Source organism: Bradyrhizobium sp. WBAH42, from assembly GCF_024585265.1.
Lineage (GTDB): Bacteria > Pseudomonadota > Alphaproteobacteria > Rhizobiales > Xanthobacteraceae > Bradyrhizobium.
The window spans coordinates 2,132,731-2,150,558 of record NZ_CP036533.1; the positions used below are offsets into that span (position 1 = coordinate 2,132,731).

Annotated in this window: 19 protein-coding genes and 2 tRNA genes; 19 read left to right on the top strand and 2 right to left on the bottom strand. The window is 65.1% G+C overall.

The annotated features are described in order from the left end of the window. Positions 1 to 340: 340 nt before the first annotated feature. Positions 341 to 691 carry a RidA family protein gene (locus DCG74_RS10015; protein WP_172785148.1) on the bottom strand — a complete coding sequence of 117 codons (351 nt, stop codon included), beginning with the start codon at positions 689 to 691 and terminating at the stop codon, positions 341 to 343. A gap of 63 nt (positions 692 to 754) precedes the next feature. Continuing rightward, a tRNA-Thr gene (locus DCG74_RS10020) sits at positions 755 to 829 on the bottom strand. A gap of 315 nt (positions 830 to 1,144) precedes the next feature. Here DCG74_RS10020 and DCG74_RS10025 point away from each other — a divergent pair. The 19 genes from DCG74_RS10025 to DCG74_RS10115 all read left to right on the top strand — a co-directional run bounded on the left by DCG74_RS10025 (position 1,145) and on the right by DCG74_RS10115 (position 17,798). After that, positions 1,145 to 1,333 (top strand): hypothetical protein, encoded by a 189-nt coding sequence (locus tag DCG74_RS10025; protein ID WP_172785147.1) that lies wholly within the window; start codon positions 1,145 to 1,147, stop codon positions 1,331 to 1,333. A gap of 38 nt (positions 1,334 to 1,371) precedes the next feature. After that, positions 1,372 to 3,078 carry an FAD-dependent oxidoreductase gene (locus DCG74_RS10030; protein WP_172785234.1) on the top strand — a complete coding sequence of 569 codons (1,707 nt, stop codon included), beginning with the start codon at positions 1,372 to 1,374 and terminating at the stop codon, positions 3,076 to 3,078. Positions 3,079 to 3,215: 137 nt separating this feature from the next. Beyond that, positions 3,216 to 3,524 (top strand): EthD family reductase, encoded by a 309-nt coding sequence (locus DCG74_RS10035; RefSeq protein WP_172785146.1) that lies wholly within the window; start codon positions 3,216 to 3,218, stop codon positions 3,522 to 3,524. Between the two features lie 295 nt (positions 3,525 to 3,819). Beyond that, a complete protein-coding gene (locus tag DCG74_RS10040; protein ID WP_172785145.1) occupies positions 3,820 to 4,329 on the top strand; it encodes a hypothetical protein in 510 nt (169 codons plus the stop codon). Positions 4,330 to 4,487: 158 nt separating this feature from the next. Next, complete coding sequence (locus DCG74_RS10045; RefSeq protein WP_172785144.1) at positions 4,488 to 5,312, top strand: alpha/beta fold hydrolase; 825 nt, start codon at positions 4,488 to 4,490, stop codon at positions 5,310 to 5,312. 141 nt (positions 5,313 to 5,453) lie between these two features. Beyond that, on the top strand, positions 5,454 to 5,897 hold the full coding sequence (locus tag DCG74_RS10050; RefSeq protein ID WP_172785143.1) for a DUF2948 family protein: 444 nt from the start codon (positions 5,454 to 5,456) through the stop codon (positions 5,895 to 5,897). A gap of 145 nt (positions 5,898 to 6,042) precedes the next feature. Then, the gene (gene hisD / locus DCG74_RS10055) at positions 6,043 to 7,338 is read left to right on the top strand and encodes a histidinol dehydrogenase (RefSeq protein WP_172785142.1); all 1,296 of its coding nucleotides are present in this window, start codon (positions 6,043 to 6,045) and stop codon (positions 7,336 to 7,338) included. Further along, entirely contained in the window at positions 7,335 to 7,832 is a 498-nt protein-coding gene (locus DCG74_RS10060; protein ID WP_172785141.1) for a UPF0262 family protein, read from the top strand. The genes hisD and DCG74_RS10060 overlap by 4 nt, the downstream gene beginning before the upstream one ends. Positions 7,833 to 7,904: 72 nt before the next feature. Further along, a complete protein-coding gene (locus DCG74_RS10065) occupies positions 7,905 to 8,372 on the top strand; it encodes a low molecular weight phosphatase family protein (protein ID WP_172785140.1) in 468 nt (155 codons plus the stop codon). A gap of 273 nt (positions 8,373 to 8,645) precedes the next feature. Next, complete coding sequence (locus tag DCG74_RS10070; RefSeq protein ID WP_172785139.1) at positions 8,646 to 9,275, top strand: Maf-like protein; 630 nt, start codon at positions 8,646 to 8,648, stop codon at positions 9,273 to 9,275. Between the two features lie 155 nt (positions 9,276 to 9,430). Further along, positions 9,431 to 9,613: a DNA gyrase inhibitor YacG gene (gene yacG / locus DCG74_RS10075; protein WP_172785233.1), complete on the top strand. Its 183-nt coding sequence runs from the start codon at positions 9,431 to 9,433 to the stop codon at positions 9,611 to 9,613. Positions 9,614 to 9,799: 186 nt separating this feature from the next. After that, positions 9,800 to 9,875 (top strand) — tRNA-Phe (locus DCG74_RS10080). A 249-nt stretch (positions 9,876 to 10,124) separates the two neighbouring features. After that, positions 10,125 to 10,757: a DUF1326 domain-containing protein gene (locus tag DCG74_RS10085; protein ID WP_172785138.1), complete on the top strand. Its 633-nt coding sequence runs from the start codon at positions 10,125 to 10,127 to the stop codon at positions 10,755 to 10,757. 59 nt (positions 10,758 to 10,816) lie between these two features. Next, positions 10,817 to 11,596: a DUF2182 domain-containing protein gene (locus DCG74_RS10090; protein WP_246708787.1), complete on the top strand. Its 780-nt coding sequence runs from the start codon at positions 10,817 to 10,819 to the stop codon at positions 11,594 to 11,596. Positions 11,597 to 11,950: 354 nt separating this feature from the next. Next, a complete protein-coding gene (locus tag DCG74_RS10095; RefSeq protein WP_172785136.1) occupies positions 11,951 to 14,518 on the top strand; it encodes an EAL domain-containing protein in 2,568 nt (855 codons plus the stop codon). 169 nt (positions 14,519 to 14,687) lie between these two features. Next, positions 14,688 to 14,936: a hypothetical protein gene (locus DCG74_RS10100; protein ID WP_172785135.1), complete on the top strand. Its 249-nt coding sequence runs from the start codon at positions 14,688 to 14,690 to the stop codon at positions 14,934 to 14,936. Positions 14,937 to 15,127: 191 nt separating this feature from the next. Beyond that, the gene (locus DCG74_RS10105) at positions 15,128 to 15,790 is read left to right on the top strand and encodes an FABP family protein (protein ID WP_172785134.1); all 663 of its coding nucleotides are present in this window, start codon (positions 15,128 to 15,130) and stop codon (positions 15,788 to 15,790) included. A 19-nt stretch (positions 15,791 to 15,809) separates the two neighbouring features. Next, complete coding sequence (locus DCG74_RS10110; RefSeq protein ID WP_172785133.1) at positions 15,810 to 16,517, top strand: RibD family protein; 708 nt, start codon at positions 15,810 to 15,812, stop codon at positions 16,515 to 16,517. A gap of 9 nt (positions 16,518 to 16,526) precedes the next feature. Then, entirely contained in the window at positions 16,527 to 17,798 is a 1,272-nt protein-coding gene (locus tag DCG74_RS10115; RefSeq protein WP_172785132.1) for an NAD(P)/FAD-dependent oxidoreductase, read from the top strand. Positions 17,799 to 17,828 lie beyond the last annotated feature (30 nt).

Below are 17,828 nucleotides of genomic sequence, written 5' to 3' on the forward strand. Positions count from 1 at the left end.
TGGTTTTGGGCTCAACCGGGCCTGGAAGCATCAATTCGCGAGGTGACGGAGGCCAGAAGGAACTCGGCTCCGGGGAGAGCAGGCATAAGCCGTCAAACCATCGCGCAGGGAAGGCCGGGTGTTTTCCGGCCCACCTGTCGTCCCGCCTGCGCATTTGCGTGTGCAAATTTTTTCGCGCGGCGGATCATGGGTGCCAGCCGGCACCCGGCCTTCCCTGCGCCCTCTTCACAGAGGAGGGTCAAGGAAAACAGCAAAACTCGGACGCTTGCGTCGCGAGAGCGCGGCTTCATGTGCGAACGCAGGAATGATCGGGCTTGCTCGCTTCGCCGTCGGTCGTGGGTCAGCGGCGGGCGGCGATCGCCGTCAGCTCCAGCTTGACGCCCGGGCCGAGATCCGCAACGCCGATCGCGGCACGCGCCGGCAGATGCTCCGCGGTGAAATAGCGCTTCCAAGCCTGGTTGAACGCGGCCTTCTCAGTGAGGTCGGCCACGTAGATCGTCACCTGCAGAACGCAGGACAGATCGGAGCCGGCCCCCTCGAGCAGGGTCTTCAACTGGCGCAGCACATCGTCGGCCTGGCCCGCCATGTCGAGCCCGGCATCTTCAGGGACGATGCCGCCGAGATAGAGCACGCCATTATGCTCGACGATCTCGTGGAGCAGTCCTTCATAGGGCAGGGAACGTGTGATCACGATGGCATCCGTGGCTGTTGCGGGCTCGCTGCCGGGCGGAGGGCTCGCGTCGATGAGGAAAGCTGGTGCTGCCAGACAGGATTGAACTGTCGACCTCTCCATTACCAATGGAGTGCTCTACCACTGAGCTACGGCAGCATGTGCTGGGACAAGAATCGGCCGCCCGAGGGGCCTACCAAGCGGGCCGATATCTGCCACAAGCCCCCCTCCTGCGCAAGCTTGCTAGCCGCGCCAATACGAGAAAATCGGGCCGATATCGGCGCCAAAATGCCCGGTTTCGCCTGAACTGACCGACTTCACGCCGATTCGGGGTCTGGTATCCCTGCCCAAGAGGTCAGTTGGCCTGGGGGCGGATTCGATCCATCTCGCGTTTCGCAAAGGGCGTATCGCGTTGCCTCTTGAGCTGCCACACTTCGATGGCATCCTGCTGCCGGTTGCTGTGATGGAGCCGCGATGGCTGACGAGACTGACAAGAGCGCGAGGCAGGCGAGGGCGTCCCGGGACGACCGGCTGAAATCGGCGCTCCGCGAAAACCTGAAGCGGCGGAAGGTGCAGGCGCGCGAACGCGCCGCAAGCACCGACCCCTCGCAGAATGAGGATGGTTCCCTAAATGAGGGGGCCGCCGGCAAGATCCGTCGTTGAAAGCCGGCGGCTGGAAATTTGGAGTGCATGCAGTGACCATGGGGCAGGACGAGACACAACGAACCGACCGTGAAGCGCAGCTGGTGCGGTTCACCCGCCCCGAGCAGACCTTTCCGGCGCTGACGCCTGCCGAGATCGAACGGATCAGACACTTCGGCGAAATCCGCACCTATGTGGACGGCGAGTTGCTGTTCGAGACCGGCAAGCCCGGGCCCGGCATGTTCGTCGTGCTCAAGGGCCATGTCGCCATCAGCCAGCGCGACGGCCTTGGTCACGTCATCCCGGTGATCGACCAGGGGCCGGGGCAATTCCTGGCCGAGCTCAGCCAGCTCTCGGGACAGCCGGCGCTGGTCGACGGCCGCGCCGAGGGCGAGGTCGAGACGCTGCTGCTGCCGCCGGACCGGCTGCGCGCGCTCTTGGTCGCCGAGGCCGACCTCGGCGAGCGCATCATGCGGGCGCTGATCCTGCGCCGGGTCAATCTGATCCAGGGCGGCGTCGGCGGTCCCGTGCTGATCGGACCGTCGAACTCCGTCGGCCTGGTGCGGCTGCAGGGCTTTCTCACCCGCAACGGCCAGCCGCATCATCTGCTCGATCCCGATCGCGAACGCGGCGGCGCCGAATTGATCGCGCGTTATTCGCCCAAGCCCGAAGACTGGCCGCTGGTCGTCACCGCCGATGGCGCGGTGCTGCGCAACCCCAATGAGACCGAGCTTGCGCGCGCCATCGGCATGATCGGCGGCGCCAAGGGCGACCGCATCTACGACGTGGCCGTCGTCGGCTGCGGACCGGCCGGGCTCGCCACCGCCGTCTATGCAGCGTCCGAAGGGCTGTCGGTCGCCGTGCTCGATACCCGCGCCTTCGGCGGCCAGGCCGGCGCCAGCGCGCGCATCGAGAACTATCTGGGCTTTCCGACCGGCATTTCCGGCCAGGCCTTGACCGCGCGTGCCTTTACCCAGGCGCAGAAGTTCGGCGCCGACATCATGATTCCCGTCACGGTGAAGTCGCTCGACTGCACGCGCAAGGACGGCGCATTTTCGGTGGCGTTGGAGGGCAGCGATCCCTTGCGCTCACGTTCGGTGGTGGTCGCGAGCGGCGCACGCTATCGCCGCCCCGACATCGCCAACCTCGACACGTTCGAGGGCCGCGGCGTCTGGTACTGGGCATCGCCCGTGGAGGCGCGGCTGTGCGCGGGCGAGGAAGTCGCCCTGGTCGGTGCGGGCAATTCGGCAGGCCAAGCGGCCGTGTTCCTGTCGGGCCACGCCAAACGCGTGCTGATGATCATCCGCGGCGGAGGCTTGGGTGCCAGCATGTCGCGCTATCTCATCGAGCGCATCGAAGCGACGCCGAACATCGAATTGATGTTCAACACCGAGATCACCGCACTCGAGGGCGACGAGGCGTCGCTGCTGCGGCGCATCCGCTGGAAGAGCCGGCTGTCGGATGACGAGGATTCCGCCGACATCCGCAATCTCTTCCTGTTCGTCGGCGCCGATCCCGCCACGTCCTGGCTCGACGGTTGCGGCGTGACGCTCGATCGCGGCGGTTTCGTCGTGACCGGCGCGCAGTCCGAGCAGAACCAGGGCAAGCTGGTGGCGCCGCTGGAGACCTCCGTGCCCGGCGTCTACGCCGTCGGCGACGTCCGCTCCGGCTCGGTCAAGCGCGTCGGCGGCGCCATCGGCGAGGGTGCGCAGGTCGTCGCCTCCCTGCACGGCTATCTCGGCGACGCCGCAAAACCGGCGCTTTAGGCAAGGACAAGAGCAAGGACAATACAAGGGAATGGCAAGCCGAATCCGGCTTGCCATCTTGCCGACAACTACAGACTATCCCCTCGTCGCGAGGCCAATCGCGCGCGGAAAAAACAAGGATTCAACGGGAGGACTAAATGGCTGAAGTCGTTGTGCTCTACAAGACCCCCAAGGATGCTGCCGCCTTCGACAAGTACTATGCCGAGACCCACATTCCGCTCGCCAAGAAGCTTCCCGGCCTGAAGAACTACGCCGTCAGCAAGGGGCCGGTCGCCTCTCCCGCGGGTCCTTCCGGAATCCATCTCGTCGCCATCCTCACGTTCGACAGCGTGGCCGACGTTCAGGCGGCCTTCGCCAGCCCGGAAGGCAAGGCGACCGGCGCTGATGTGCCGAAATTCGCCAGCGGCGGCGCCGACATCCTGATCTTCGACACCAAGGACGTGTGAGGGATCGATTCAACTTTCGTTGAATCCTGCAAGTTCGTAGCCCGGATGGCGCGAAGCGCGATCCGGGGCCGCGATTGCTTGTGGCACGATTGTCGGATTTCGCTTCGCTCCATACGGGCCACAAAACCAAACTGCCGTCGTTTGTGACAGCGCTGCAAAAAGTTCAGCCATGCGTTTTTCGATTTCGCGCGATGACGCATGGCTGCGCGCATGCATGTGACGACAACGCAGGTGGCAATCCCATGAGGATCGTAATACTACTCTCGTCACCTCAACGGAGAGTAGGAGAGATGTCATGATCTTTGGGTTGAGTCTGCCCGCCCTCACGCTGATCCATGTCATCATCAGCCTGATTGCCATCATCGCCGGGCTCGTCGTGATGTTCGGCCTGCTCGGCTCGAAGCCGATGCCGGGCCTGACCGCGATCTTCCTGCTGTTCACGATCCTCACCAGCGCCACCGGCTTCCTGTTTCCGTTCAAGGAGCTGCTGCCCTCGCACATCATCGGCATCATCTCGCTGCTGCTGCTCGCCGTCGCCTGCTTTGCGCTCTACGGCATGAAGCTCGCCGGCGTCTGGCGCCCGGTCTACATCGTGACCGCGATGATCTCGCTCTATTTCAACGTCTTCGTGCTGGTGATCCAGTCGTTCCTGAAGGTGCCCGCGCTTGCCGCGCTGGCGCCCGCCGTGCCGCCGGCGCCGCCATCGGGTCCGGTGTTCGCCGTCGTCCAGGGCATCGTGCTGGTGTTTTTCGTCGTGCTGACCATCGGCGCCTGGCGCCGCTACAAGCCCATGGCGCTTGCCTGACCGTTTGTGCGCGCCATTCGTCATTCCGGGGCATCGCGCAGCGATGAACTCAGGTGCGCAATCGCGCACATGAGAATCTCGATTTGACAATCTCCAGAATCCGGGTCCGCGCTAAACGCGCGTCCCGGAATGACTCGAGCTTAAAAGGAGCCCCCACCATGCCCACCATCACCACCAAGGACGGCGTCGAGATTTTCTACAAGGATTGGGGTTCGGGCCAGCCGATCGTGTTCAGCCATGGCTGGCCGCTGTCGTCGGACGATTGGGACGCGCAGATGATGTATTTCGTCACACGCGGCTATCGCGTCATCGCGCACGACCGCCGCGGCCACGGCCGCTCGGCGCAGGTCGCCGACGGCCACGACATGGATCATTATGCCGACGATCTCGCCGCGCTCACCGCGCATCTCGACCTCAAGAACGCCCTCCATGTCGGCCATTCCACCGGCGGCGGCGAGGTCGTGCACTACATCGCCCGCCACGGCGAGAGCCGCGTCGCGAAGGCCGCGATCCTCTCGGCGGTGCCGCCGCTGATGGTGCAGACCGCGGCCAATCCCGGCGGCCTGCCGAAGAGCGTGTTCGACGATTTCCAGGCCCAGCTCGCCGCCGGACGCTCGGCGTTCTACCGCGACATCGCCGCCGGCCCGTTCTACGGCTACAACCGCCCCGGCGCAAAACCGCTGGAAGCCGTAATCGAAAACTGGTGGCGCCAGGGCATGATGGGCGGCGCGAAAGCGCATTACGACGGCATCGTCGCGTTCTCGCAGACCGATTTCACCGAGGATCTGAAAAAGATCAACGTCCCCGTGCTGGTGATGCACGGCGACGACGACCAGATCGTGCCTTATGCGGACTCGGCGCCGCTCTCGGCCAAGCTGCTGAAGAAAGGCATCCTGAAGACGTACAAGGGTTTTCCGCATGGTATGCCGACCACGCATGCCGAGACGATCAACGCGGATCTCCTGGCGTTTTTCAAGGAGTGAGGCTTCACGGACCCTCTCCCCCTTGTTGTGGGGAAAGGGTGGCTCGCTGCGTAGCGGCGAGACGGGCGAGGGCTTAACTTGAGTGGAAATTTCGGGGCTCGCGCGCGTTGAGCCCCGTCCACTTCAGGAGAAGCGCCGGCGATGTCGCCCCAGCTCAAACTGATTGCGCTCGACGCCGACGATCTCGCCGTGATCTCGACCCATGTCCAGGACGCCCGTGTCCAGGCGTCCGACATCATCTGGCGTCAGGGCGAAAAGCGGCTTGTGGTCGGAATGAGCCGGCTGGACTGGGAGCAGACATTGGAGGGCGAGACCGAGCCGCGCCGGCTGGTCGCCGCACTGCGTTTCGACCGTGTGCTCGCCTGCAAGTCGCGCAACATCGACCTCGCCGCGCCGGACAAGGTGCTGGATCTCGTCGGCATTGAATTTCACCCCCAGGATGGCCGCGCCGAGGAGCCCGGCGGCAGCGCCCTGCTTTTGTTCGCCCAGGGCGGCGCCATTCGCCTGGACGTCGAGTGCCTGGAATGCGAGCTGACCGACCTCGGCGCCGACACGCTGGGCACGGGAGTCGAGGGGGAGGGGTGAAGCGGCCGGTATACCAGCCGAATGGGCTCCGGCCCTGGCCCGAACGGCACCTCCCGAGGGTTGACGCAGCTTCCCCGCCGCGCCATTGAGCAGGGACCTGGTGCGCCGACCCGCCCCTCAAGACCAGCCGGAAGCCAAGCGAAACATGCCCGTTCGCCTCGACCGCAGCAGCGCCGATTTTGACCAGCGATTCGCCGCCTTCCTCGCCGCCAAGCGCGAGGCTTCGGCCGATGTGGAGGCCGCCGCGCGCGCGATCGTCGACGATGTGGCCAGGCGCGGCGATGCCGCCCTGCTCGAAGCGACAGCCAAGTTCGACCGCTTGAGGCTGGATGCGTCCTCGTTGCGCGTCTCCGCCGCCGAGATCGAGGCCGCCGTGAAGGCCTGCGAGCCTGCGACGCTGGATGCGCTCAAGCTCGCGCGCGACCGCATCGAGACCTATCACCGCCGCCAGTTGCCGAAAGACGAGCGCTTCACCGATCCGCTCGGCGTCGAGCTCGGCTGGCGCTACACCGCGATCGAATCCGCCGGCCTTTATGTGCCGGGCGGCACGGCCGCCTATCCGTCATCGGTGCTGATGAACGCAGTGCCGGCGAAAGTCGCCGGCGTGTCGCGCCTCGTGATGGTGGTGCCCTCGCCGGACGGCAAGCTCAATCCGCTGGTCCTGGCGGCCGCCCATCTCGGCGGCGTCACCGAGATCTACCGTGTCGGCGGTGCGCAGGCCGTCGCTGCGCTCGCGCATGGCACCGCGACCATCGCGCCGGTCGCCAAGATCGTCGGCCCGGGCAATGCCTATGTCGCTGCCGCCAAACGGCTGGTGTTCGGCAAGGTCGGCATCGACATGATCGCCGGCCCCTCGGAGGTGCTCGTCATCGCCGACGACACCGGCAATGCCGACTGGATCGCCGCCGACCTGCTGGCGCAGGCCGAGCACGACGCCAGCGCGCAGTCGATCCTGATCACGGACTCGGCGCGCCTCGCCGCCGACGTCGGAAAGGCGGTGGAAGCGCAGCTGAAGACGCTGCCGCGTGCCGCAATTGCCAGCGCGTCCTGGGCCGATTTCGGCGCCGTCATCATGGTGAAGAACCTCACCGACGCCATCCCGATCGCTGACGCCATCGCGGCCGAGCATCTCGAGATCATGACCGTCGATCCCGACGCGCTCGCCGCGAAGATCCGCAATGCCGGCGCGGTGTTCCTCGGACCGCACACGCCCGAGGCGATCGGCGATTATGTCGGCGGCTCCAATCATGTGCTGCCGACGGCGCGCTCGGCGCGATTTTCCTCCGGCCTCTCGGTGCACGACTTCATGAAGCGCACCTCGATCCTGAAATGCGGACCCGATCAATTGCGTGCGCTGGGTCCGGCCGCGATGACGCTCGGCAAGGCGGAGGGGCTGGACGCCCATTCGCGCTCGATTGGATTGCGCCTCAATCTGTCATGACAAAGCCGCCCGAACAGGACGACTCGACCAATCGCATCGTCGGCGTCACGCTCGACGAGGACTCGATCGGCCGTTCCGGGCCCGACATCGAGCACGAGCGCGCGATCGCGATCTATGATCTGATCGAGCAGAACCTGTTCGCGCCCGAGGGTGCGGAGGGCAAGGGCCCGTTCACGCTGCATATCGGCATCACCGGCAACCGGCTGATGTTCGACATCCGCCGCGAGGACGGCACGCCTGTCGTCGCGCATCTGTTGTCGCTGACGCCGTTCCGGCGGATCGTGAAAGACTATTTCATGATCTGCGACAGTTACTACCAGGCGATCCGCACCGCGACGCCGGACAAGATCGAGGCCATCGACATGGGCCGCCGCGGCATCCATGACGAGGGATCGCGCACGCTGCAGGAGCGGCTGAAAGGCAAGGTGCGGGTCGACTTCGAGACCTCGCGCCGGCTGTTCACGCTCATTACCGTCCTTCATTGGAAGGGGTGAGCGCGCATGATCCCGAAAAGTGGGAACCGGTTTTCGGATCGGATCATGCGCAAAAACAAAAGAGCGTAAGCGATGGCTGCGCCCCCACGCGCACGCGATCCGCAATCGGTGCTGTTCGCATGTGCGATGAACAGCGTGCGCTCGCCGATGGCCGAGAGCCTGTTGCAGCACATGTTTCCGCAAGGCCTCTACGTGAAGTCGGCCGGCGCCAGGAAGGGCGATCTCGATCCCTTCGCGGTCGCCGTGATGGGCGAGCTCGGCCAGGACATCTCGGCCCACAAGCCGCAGACCTTCGAGGAGCTGGAGGATTGGGAGGGGTTGAATTTCGACCTCATCATCACGCTCTCGCCCGAGGCGCATCACAAGGCGCTGGAGCTGACGCGAACGCTCGCGGCCGAGGTCGAATACTGGCCGACGCAGGATCCCACCACCATCGAAGGCAGCCGCGACCAGAAGTTAGCTGCCTATCGCGAGGTCTGCGATCAGCTCCTGATGCGCATCCGCCGGCGCTTCGCCAAGGTCGGCGCGGCGAGCGGGTGATCTCGTGCCCCGGACGCAGTGCAGCGCGCCTTCGCGATGCGCTGCAGAGCCGGGGCCCATCTCACCGCATGTGCAAGACCGTGGGTCCCGGCTCAGCGTCGCAGCATTTCATGCCGCGCCAGCGTCCGGGACACGAGAGCGTCACAGACCGAGGGCACACGCTTGTCGGAAACCTCGAATCAGCAAAGTCCGGGTTCCCGGGTTGTGAAATCAGCCCCCTTCCGATAGGTTCCGCGCGCAATTTCACCCCTGCCTCATCCCCCAAATCACCTGATGCTCGGCCGCCCCAAATTCGTACTTGCCTCCGGTTCGCCGCGTCGGCTGTCGCTGCTCAACCAGGCCGGCATCGAGCCGGATGCGCTCCGCCCGGCCGACGTCGACGAGACGCCGAAGCGGGGTGAGCTGCCGCGCGCCTGCGCCAACCGGCTGGCCAGGGCCAAGGCCGACGCCGCGCTGAAGTCGGTGCAGCTCGACGACGAGCTGCGCGGCGCCTTCATCCTCGCCGCCGACACGGTGGTGGCGGTCGGCCGCCGCATCCTGCCCAAAGCCAATCTGGTCGACGAAGCCGCGCAGTGCCTCCGTCTCCTCTCGGGCCGCAACCATCGCGTCTACACCGCGATCTGCCTGGTCACGCCGCGCGAAGCGTTCCGCCAGCGCCTGGTCGAGACCCGCGTGCGCTTCAAGCGTCTCTCCGAGGACGACATCCAGGCCTATATCGGCTCCGGCGAATGGCGCGGCAAAGCCGGCGGCTACGCCGTGCAGGGCATCGCCGGATCCTTCGTGGTCAAGATGGTGGGGTCCTACACCAACGTGGTCGGCCTGCCGCTCTACGAAACCACCACGTTGCTCGGCGGCGAGGGTTTCCCGATCCGTTTCGGCTGGCTCAACTCCACCGCGGTGTGAGCCCCGGTGAGGCGCCGACAAAAACCTCGAAAACAACCCCATGCACAGTAGAATGGCCCGGCCGGTCCGCGCAGCGGCGTATGTGCGGCTGCGCCAGGAACCCGTTTCCCGACAGACTCTTGAACTCCGCCACCTCGAATAAGCTGCCGACACCCATGGACAACCAGGTCACCAAGCCCACGGGCTCGCTCAGAACCTGCCCGATCTGCGGCAAGCCGCAGACGCAGGCCACCCGCCCGTTCTGCTCCTCGCGCTGCCGCGACGTCGATCTGAACCGCTGGCTGAAGGGCTCCTACGTCATCCCCGGCCGCGACGACGAGGCGGACGATGTCGAATAATCAATCTATATCAATGCCTTAATGGCCTCACTGAGGCGCCCCGCACCCGCCGCAGCAATCCCGCCCGATCTTGTGCACAGAAGGGCCGCGCCCGGCGCAGCCACTTGGCGAAGCCGGGTGGACAGGCCGCTCTCGGCCCACTATAAACCGCCCGCTCGATGGGCTTTGGCCCCTCTCTTGGAGCACGCCCAGGTAGCTCAGTTGGTAGAGCATGCGACTGAAAATCGCAGTGTCGGTGGTTCGATTCCGCCCCTGGGCACCATGGCTCTGACGTCGCATATCCCCGAGATGTGGCTGCCCCTGAGGCACTACCCTCATTCGGTATACGTGGCCGGTGGCCGCTGATATGATCCTCGGACGGTAAACGGCAGCTCGCCACCATACTTTTTCTGCGATGCCGGCCTTCTGATCGGATCTCGATCCCGCTCGCGCCTTTCGCCTTGCCTCAACAAGAACGCTGAACAAATTCGTCAACGGCTGCCGCGTCCCCGCTCACATCAGGAGATGTGCCATGGCTGCATCGGACTGGCGTCTCGAAGGCGAATGGATGAAGAACTGCAGCTGCGCGTTTGGCTGCCCCTGCGATTTCAACGCACGGCCGACCCAAGGCTATTGCAAGGGATTGGTCGCCATGCGGATCGCCAAGGGACATTTCGAAGGGACCAGGCTCGATGGTCTCTGCTTTGCGATCACGGTCGATTTCCCTGGGCCGCTGCATGAGGGCAACGGGACAATCCAGCCCATCATCGACGAACGCGCCACGGCGGAGCAGCGTCAGGCGTTGTTCGATATCTTTTCCGGCAAGCATTCGGCCGAAGGCACGCTTTTCCAGATCGTCAGCATGATCGTCACCAAGATCCACGATCCGGTGTTTGTGCCGTTCGAGTTCTCCTTCGACAAGGACGGACGCATCGCAAGACTCCTCGCCAGGGGCGTGCTCGAGACCGATGTCGAGCCGATCAAGAATCCGGTGACCGGTGATCCGCATCGCATCCAGGTGGTCATGCCCGAGGGGTTCGAACATCGGGCGGCCGAGGTCGCATCCGCCAACATCCGCTCGACCGGCGCGATCCCGTTCGAGACCCGCGGTACGCATAGCTCGCTCGCCAATGTCGTGCAGACGCCGGAGGGCGTTGCGGCATGATGCGGCGCTGACACCGACACAAACCTCGGTGTCAGCTCCTCATCGCTATGGACAAGTCGATGCAGGGGCGCTCGATACTGGAACATTTGCTCCACCGCGACCGGCTGATCGTCGCGATCGGGACCGCCGCGGTGGTGGCGCTCGCCTGGGCCTACCTCGCTGCGGGCGCCGGCATGGACACCGAGATGATGGCCGACATGCCGGACATGGCGCCGATGCCGTGGACGCCATTCTATGGCGTGCTGCTGTTCGTGATGTGGTGGGTGATGATGGTCGCGATGATGGCGCCGAGCGCGGTGCCCACCGTTCTCTTGTATGCGACCGTCAAGCGCAGGCAAGAGACTGCCTCCCGCGCCGCAACCGATAGCTGGACCTTCCTCGCCGGCTATCTCGTGACCTGGGCCGGGTTCAGTCTCGCTGCCGTCCTGGTGCAAGGAGCGTTCGAACGCTTCGGGTTGCTGTCGATGGCGATGGCGAGCACCAGCGCGATCCTGGGGGGCGGCGTTCTGATTGCAGCAGGGATCTATCAGTTCACGCCGCTCAAACAGGCCTGCCTGCGCTATTGCGAGAGCCCACTGTTGTTTCTCAGCCGACATTGGCGGCCCGGCACGCGCGGCGCATTCCTGATGGGACTTCGCCACGGCAGCTACTGCGTCGGCTGCTGCTGGTTTCTGATGGTATTGCTGTTCGTCGGCGGCGTGATGAACCTCGTCTGGATCATCGGCATCGCACTCTATGTCGCCGGCGAGAAACTGCTGCCGTTCGGCCAACGACTGAGTTATGCGGCAGGCGTGCTCCTCGTCCTGTCCGGCACGATCGTCGTTGCGCGCGCGATGTGAAGAGCGGTCCAAAGACGGTTAAAATGCGCCGCTTTTGACATGCCCATGTGCCTGATTGCTCAAAACCGGCCGACCTCCGTGATGATACGGATGATTTGAGCTGAAGAATTGAGCTACGTCCAAACAGAAACTTAAGGCTGTTTCAGCTACCTTTGCGCCATGAACGGCACCCGCGCGCCGCCTTCGGCCGCGGGTGTCCCTGTGCAGTCGAGGCGGAGACAAGGCGATGCCAATACTGCGAGCGAGCGCAGTTCTGCCCTGGCGGCCGGAGCGGAGGCGCGCGTCGTGATTCCCGCAGGAACAGTCCACAAAGCCGGAAGAACGATCCTGCGGAATGGTCCGCTGCAGATCGCATTGTTCTTTCTGCCCCTGGTCTGGATCGGCTATTTCGCAATCACCGCGTCTGAGCGGATGGATGCGATCCAGCAAGCGCGGTCGCACGGCAACAGCGTCGCCGAATTGTTCGAGGAGAACACCGAGCGCATCTTCGAGCGCGTGGATCAGTCGTTGCTGGTGGTACGGGCACTCTATGCCGAGGATCCGCTGACCTTCCGCCTGAAGTTCTGGTCCGAAAAGGCCCGCATCGCCACCGGCGACGTGGTCCAGCTCGCTCTGATCGGATCGGACGGATACATGATCGAGACGACGGCGGGCTATTCCGGTCCGCCGCTCTATCTCGGTGATCGCGAGCACTTCGTTCATACCATGTCGCAGGCCGACGATCGCCTTTACGTGGCGAAGCCGGTGCTGGGCCGCGCGTCCAAAAAATGGACGATACAGCTCGCGAGAAAGCTGTTCGACCTCGCCGGGAAGCCGGTCGGCGTGGTTGTCGGCTCGATCAGCGTCGACGTCGTCGGCAGGTTCTACGACACCGCAAAACTCGGCGTCGGAGGAACGCTGATGCTCAGGAATGCGAACCACGTCGTGCTCGCTGCCCGGGGCGTGGACCAGGGCTCCGTGCTGGGACAAAGCGCGCCGAGCCGCGTCGAGAGCGAACTGGGCGACGGCTTCTATGCGCAATATTGGAACGAGAACCGGCCGAACCGCAGCGACCGGCTGATCACGGCGCGCAGGTCGCGCGCGTTTCCGCTCATCTTCACCGTCGGCGTTTCGGAGCAGGAGATTTATTCCCGCTCCGCCTTCAGGCAGAAGGTCTACCTCGGTGGCGCGCTGCTGCTTACGTTCATCATCCTCGCCGCGACGACCTTCCATTGGCGACGGCAGCAGGCGCTGGATCGCGCTCACCGCGAGCGGCGCGATTTCGCCAGCAAGTTCGAGGATGCGCTCAGGAACCTTCCCCAGGGCTTGAGCATGTTCGACGGCCGGGATCGCCTGATCGCGTTCAACGGGCAATGGCTCGAACTCTATGGCCTCGTGCCGGAAGACATTCGGATCGGCATGGACTTCCGGGAGGTGTTCGCGAAGCAGACCGCCGTGCTCGACGTCGAGACGTACCTCGTCGATTTGAAGAACCGGCTCGCTCAGTCGGAGCAGATCTCGAACACCGTGCAGTTTCCGGACGGGCGGGTCGTCTACATCTCCTACGGCCGGCGCGAGGGCGGTGGCTGGGTTGCCACGCATGAGGACATCACCGAGCGCAAGGCGTCGGCGGACCGCATCGAGCGGCTCGCGCATTACGACAGCCTGACCGGCCTTGCCAATCGCAACCTGTTCAAGGAGCGCCTCGACGAGGCGTTGGCCCGCTCGCGCCGGATCGAGCCCGCGTTCGCCGTACTCCTGCTCGATCTCGACAAGTTCAAGTCGGTCAATGATGCGCTCGGCCATCAATGCGGCGACGCGTTGCTGAAGCAGGTCGCCGACCGGATCAAGGCGCAGATCCGTGATGCCGATACGGCGGCGCGAATCGGCGGCGACGAGTTTGCCGTGATCGTGGCAGCGGGCCGGGCGGCGATGCGCGACGGCGCTGCAAGCCTGGCCGCGCGGCTGGTCCAGGCCATTGCCGAGCCCTATCACATCGACGGCCATCCCGTCGTGATCGGCTGCAGCATTGGCGTTGCGCTCGTGCCCGAGCACGGCACGCGGGTCGACGAGATCCTTCGCAATGCCGATCTTGCGCTCTACAGGTCGAAGAATGCCGGCCGAAGTTGCTTCCACGTCTATTCAGCGGAGCTCAAGGCGGAAGCGGATCAGCGCAACGTGCTCGAGATCGAGCTGCGTGAAGCGATCTGGCGCGAGGAAATCGAGCTATATTATCAGCCTGTGATCGAGCTTGGCACCGGTCAGGTCAAATCGGTCGAGGCCCTGGCGCGCTGGCATCACGCCACCAGGGGCTACATCCCTCCGGCAGAGTTCATTGCGGTTGCGGAGGCGGGGGGATTGATCGTCGAGCTCGGCCAACAGGTGCTCGCCAGAGCCTGTCGCGATGCGATGAGCATGCCGGCCGACGTCAAGGTCGCCGTCAATCTCTCCGCCCTGCAATTTGCCAGCGCCAATCTCGTCGACACCGTGACGTTTGCGTTGACGCAGAGCGGGCTTCCGCAAACCCGGCTCGAGCTCGAGATCACCGAGAGCGTATTTCTCGCCGACACCGAGGAGAACCTCAGGACGCTCCAGCGCCTCAAGGCGCTCGGCGTCTCCATCGCCCTCGACGATTTCGGCGTCGGATACTCGTCCTTGTCCTATTTGACGGCCTTTCCTTTCGACAAGGTCAAGATCGACAAATCCTTCATCGACAGGATCGATCGCTGCGAGACCGTCGCCGTGCTGAAATCCATCGTGCAGCTCGCAAAGACGCTGAAGCTGTCGATCGTCGCCGAGGGGGTCGAGTCCTCCGAACAGGTCAGGCTGCTCCAATCACTAGGCATCCCGCTCGGCCAGGGATTTCACTTCAGCAAGCCCGTGCCGGTTGCAAACCTCTCCTGGCAAGCCCCGACGGCGCGCCGGAAACGGCGGGTGGCGTGAGCTGAATTCCTCCGGCGTTTGTCATCATGGCCGGCCACTGCAGCCCCTTGGGCCCAAGAGAGCTGCTCAACTGTTGGTCCGGCGCCTCCGTCGTCCTGGCACTCCACTTGCTCAGTCATGACCCAACCCCAGGCCTCGGCGGAGAGGCCGTTTCAGGTTGAGGCAAGTGATGCAGGAAGTGTCCCGTTCTGGTGCTGCTGATGAACTCCGGCTCGACGCGTTGATCGCCGATTTATGGTGGCGCGTTCGGCTGATTAATACCGACATTCTCGAGGAGGAAGCGCGCGCCGGGGTGTTCGACCCGGTTCAACCGACCTATCCGCTTCTCGCGCTCAACCTTCGCGCGCGGCGCGACAATCTGGTCGCGACGATCGGCGTGCTCGAGCTGCGCGCGAAATCGGCGTCCGAAGCGGCCTGACGACGGCTCGCGGGCGCGCCGGCAGCTCAACGACCTGGTCAACCTGCGCGCTGCAGCGCCCGAGGCGGGCGCGGGATGCAATACGCATCATCGCATGGCTCGAATGCCTCCGGCGCTTTGCCGGTAACAGTTGAATTCAGACCGCCGCCGGCCCGTGTTATTGCTGGTCTCTGCAACTCCGCGAGGCCTCCATGCTCCCCATTCCCGCCGATATCTTCACCGAACCCGAGGACGTCTCGCCCGACGGCCTGGCCAATCTCGGCCCGCTTCGGCGTCTTGCCGGCACCTGGCAGGCGGACAAGGGCATCGACATCAATCCGAAGGCGGAAGGGCCAGAGCGCCGGACCTTCATCGAGCGCATCCGCATGGACCCGATCGATCCGCAGGCCAATGGGCCGCAGCTGTTGTACGGGCTGCGCTATCACATTCACATCAACACGCCCGAGGAAGCCATCACCTTCCACGACCAGGTCGGCTACTGGCTGTGGGAGCCGGCGACCGGGCTGATCATGCAGACGCTGGCGATCCCGCGCGGGCAGGTGCTGCTGGCCTCGGGCAAGGCCGGGCCGGATGACAGGGCGATCTCGGTCACCGCCAAGCGCGGCGACACCGCCTACGGGATCTGCTCGACCGATTTTCTGGAGCAGGCCTTCCGCACCGACGCTTATCGCTGCGACATCACTTTCAACGACGACGGCAGCTGGACCTATCTGATCCAGACCGAGTTGTTCGTGCGCGGCGCGCCGTTCAATCACCACGACACCAACACGCTCCAGCTGGTGGCGCCGCCCAGGCTCAATCCGCTGGCGGCGATCGTGCATGGTCGTGCTGCAGGCGATGGACCCGCGGCCTGAGCGCTGCCCGGAGGATTGCATGAAGCCGTATGTCATCTGCCTGATGCACTCCAGCCTCGACGGCCGCACGCATCCGAGCCGCTGGCGTCCGAAAGGCGCGGGCACGGACTGGTTCGAGAAGATCCATGAAGAGCTCGGCGGTGATGCCTGGGTGATCGGCCGCGTCACCGGATCGGAATTCGCCAAGGGCAAGCCCTATCCCGCGACGGACGCGAAATTCCCACGCGAGAGCTGGTTCGCCCGGCGCGATGCGAAGACCTACGGTGTCGTGCTCGATGCAGAGGGCAAGATCGGCTGGGGGCGCACGGAGATCGGCGGTGATCCGATCGTCGTCGTGCTGACCGAGAACGTCCCGGATTCGCATCTCGCCGGCCTCCGCGGCGAGGGCGTGTCCTACATCTTTGCCGGCAAATCTGAGATCGACCTCGCCCTGACGCTGGACATTCTCAGCCGCGAGCTCGGCGTGAAGCGTCTGCTGGTCGAGGGTGGTGGCGTCGCCAACGGCGCGTTCCTGCGCGCCGGCCTCATCGACGAATTCAATCTGATCCTCAGCCCCGCGATCGACGGCGCAAAAGGCGCCCCCTTCGTGTTCGATTCGACGGAGGCGGACGGCGACCGGCGCGCGCCGCTCACCGCGATGACGCTGGAGAGCACGCGCGAGCTCGGCGGCGGCGTTCTGCTGCTGCGCTATCTGATCCAGAACGATCCGCAAGCCGCGAGCCGGTAAGGCGCGGCCATGTCCGATCCATCCGAGCACATCGTCATCGTCGGTGCCGGCGCGGCCGGCCTGATGGCGGCGCGCGAGCTGGCGCGTGCCGGCCGCAAGGTGACGATCCTGGAGGCGCGCCAGCGCTGTGGCGGCCGCATTCATCCGCTGCCGGCCGCGGAGTTCGGCTATGCTGCCGATGGCGGCGCCGAGTTCGTTCATGGCGAGGCGCCGGTCACGCGCGCATTGCTGCGCGAGGCCGGCCTGTCGCTTCAGGAGATCGAAGGCGAGCGGTGGAGCTTTGACGGGACGAAGCTCACGCGCGAGGCGCGCGACGATCCCCATGAGGCGGAGCTTCAGGCCGTGCTGGTCGACTTGAAGGACGACCTGACGGTCGCCGACTTCCTGCGCCTGCATTTTGCAGGCGATAACTACGCGCCGATGCGCCATTCGATCGAGCGGATGGTCGAAGGCTATGACGCAGCCGATCCCGAACGCGCCTCCACGCTGGCGCTACGCGCGGAATGGATGGACGGCGGACACGCTCCGCAGGCGCGCATCGCCGGCGGCTACGGTGCGATGATCGAATGGATGGCGGCCGACTGCCGCAGGCACGGCGTCACCATCCGCCTCGGCTGCGTCGCGTCGGCCATTGCGGAGGAGGGCGGCCCGGTGACCGTTCGCTGCGCCGGCGGCGATGTGCAGACCTGCGACCGCGCGATCATCACCGTGCCGCTGCCGCTGCTGCGCGACATCGCGCTGCCGGCCGGCGCGCGGGCCAAGCTTGCGGCTGCCGACGACATCGGCTTCGGCAACGTCATCAAGATCCTGCTGCGCTTCGCGCGGCCATGGTGGCGCGAGCGCATGGCAGACCTTGCCGACATGACCTTCCTGCTGTCGGATGAGGTGATCCCGGTGTGGTGGACGCGCTACCCGGACCAGCATCCCGTGCTCACGGGCTGGTTCGGCGGACCGCGCACGGCGGAGCTGGAAAGCCTCGACGCGCAAGCCCTGATCGATGCCGGGCTCGGCTCGCTGGCCACCGTCTTCGGCCTGCCGCGCGATCACATCGCGCGCGAGCTGGTGGCGTCTGCTGCGACCAATTGGGCGCATGATCGCTTCGCGCGCGGCGCCTATTCGTGGGCGACGCCGCGCACCCGCGAGGCACAGGCGATCCTCGCGCGTGCCGACGGCTTGGTGCTGTTTTCGGGTGAAGCGCTCTATCGCGGCCGCGACATGGGCACAGTCGAGGCGGCCCTGGCGAGTGGCCTGGAGACGGTGGCCGCGATCCTGCAGAAATAACAAAAGAGGCCCGCATCTCTGCGGGCCTCT

Coding starts and splice junctions, on each gene's coding strand:
- DCG74_RS10025 (WP_172785147.1), top strand. CDS start 1,145: ATGGCTGACGAGACTGACAAGAGCGCGAGGCAGGCGAGGGCGTCCCGG.
- DCG74_RS10030 (WP_172785234.1), top strand. CDS start 1,372: ATGGGGCAGGACGAGACACAACGAACCGACCGTGAAGCGCAGCTGGTG.
- DCG74_RS10035 (WP_172785146.1), top strand. CDS start 3,216: ATGGCTGAAGTCGTTGTGCTCTACAAGACCCCCAAGGATGCTGCCGCC.
- DCG74_RS10040 (WP_172785145.1), top strand. CDS start 3,820: ATGATCTTTGGGTTGAGTCTGCCCGCCCTCACGCTGATCCATGTCATC.
- DCG74_RS10045 (WP_172785144.1), top strand. CDS start 4,488: ATGCCCACCATCACCACCAAGGACGGCGTCGAGATTTTCTACAAGGAT.
- DCG74_RS10050 (WP_172785143.1), top strand. CDS start 5,454: ATGTCGCCCCAGCTCAAACTGATTGCGCTCGACGCCGACGATCTCGCC.
- hisD (WP_172785142.1), top strand. CDS start 6,043: ATGCCCGTTCGCCTCGACCGCAGCAGCGCCGATTTTGACCAGCGATTC.
- DCG74_RS10060 (WP_172785141.1), top strand. CDS start 7,335: ATGACAAAGCCGCCCGAACAGGACGACTCGACCAATCGCATCGTCGGC.
- DCG74_RS10065 (WP_172785140.1), top strand. CDS start 7,905: ATGGCTGCGCCCCCACGCGCACGCGATCCGCAATCGGTGCTGTTCGCA.
- DCG74_RS10070 (WP_172785139.1), top strand. CDS start 8,646: ATGCTCGGCCGCCCCAAATTCGTACTTGCCTCCGGTTCGCCGCGTCGG.
- yacG (WP_172785233.1), top strand. CDS start 9,431: ATGGACAACCAGGTCACCAAGCCCACGGGCTCGCTCAGAACCTGCCCG.
- DCG74_RS10085 (WP_172785138.1), top strand. CDS start 10,125: ATGGCTGCATCGGACTGGCGTCTCGAAGGCGAATGGATGAAGAACTGC.
- DCG74_RS10090 (WP_246708787.1), top strand. CDS start 10,817: ATGCAGGGGCGCTCGATACTGGAACATTTGCTCCACCGCGACCGGCTG.
- DCG74_RS10100 (WP_172785135.1), top strand. CDS start 14,688: ATGCAGGAAGTGTCCCGTTCTGGTGCTGCTGATGAACTCCGGCTCGAC.
- DCG74_RS10105 (WP_172785134.1), top strand. CDS start 15,128: ATGCTCCCCATTCCCGCCGATATCTTCACCGAACCCGAGGACGTCTCG.
- DCG74_RS10110 (WP_172785133.1), top strand. CDS start 15,810: ATGAAGCCGTATGTCATCTGCCTGATGCACTCCAGCCTCGACGGCCGC.
- DCG74_RS10115 (WP_172785132.1), top strand. CDS start 16,527: ATGTCCGATCCATCCGAGCACATCGTCATCGTCGGTGCCGGCGCGGCC.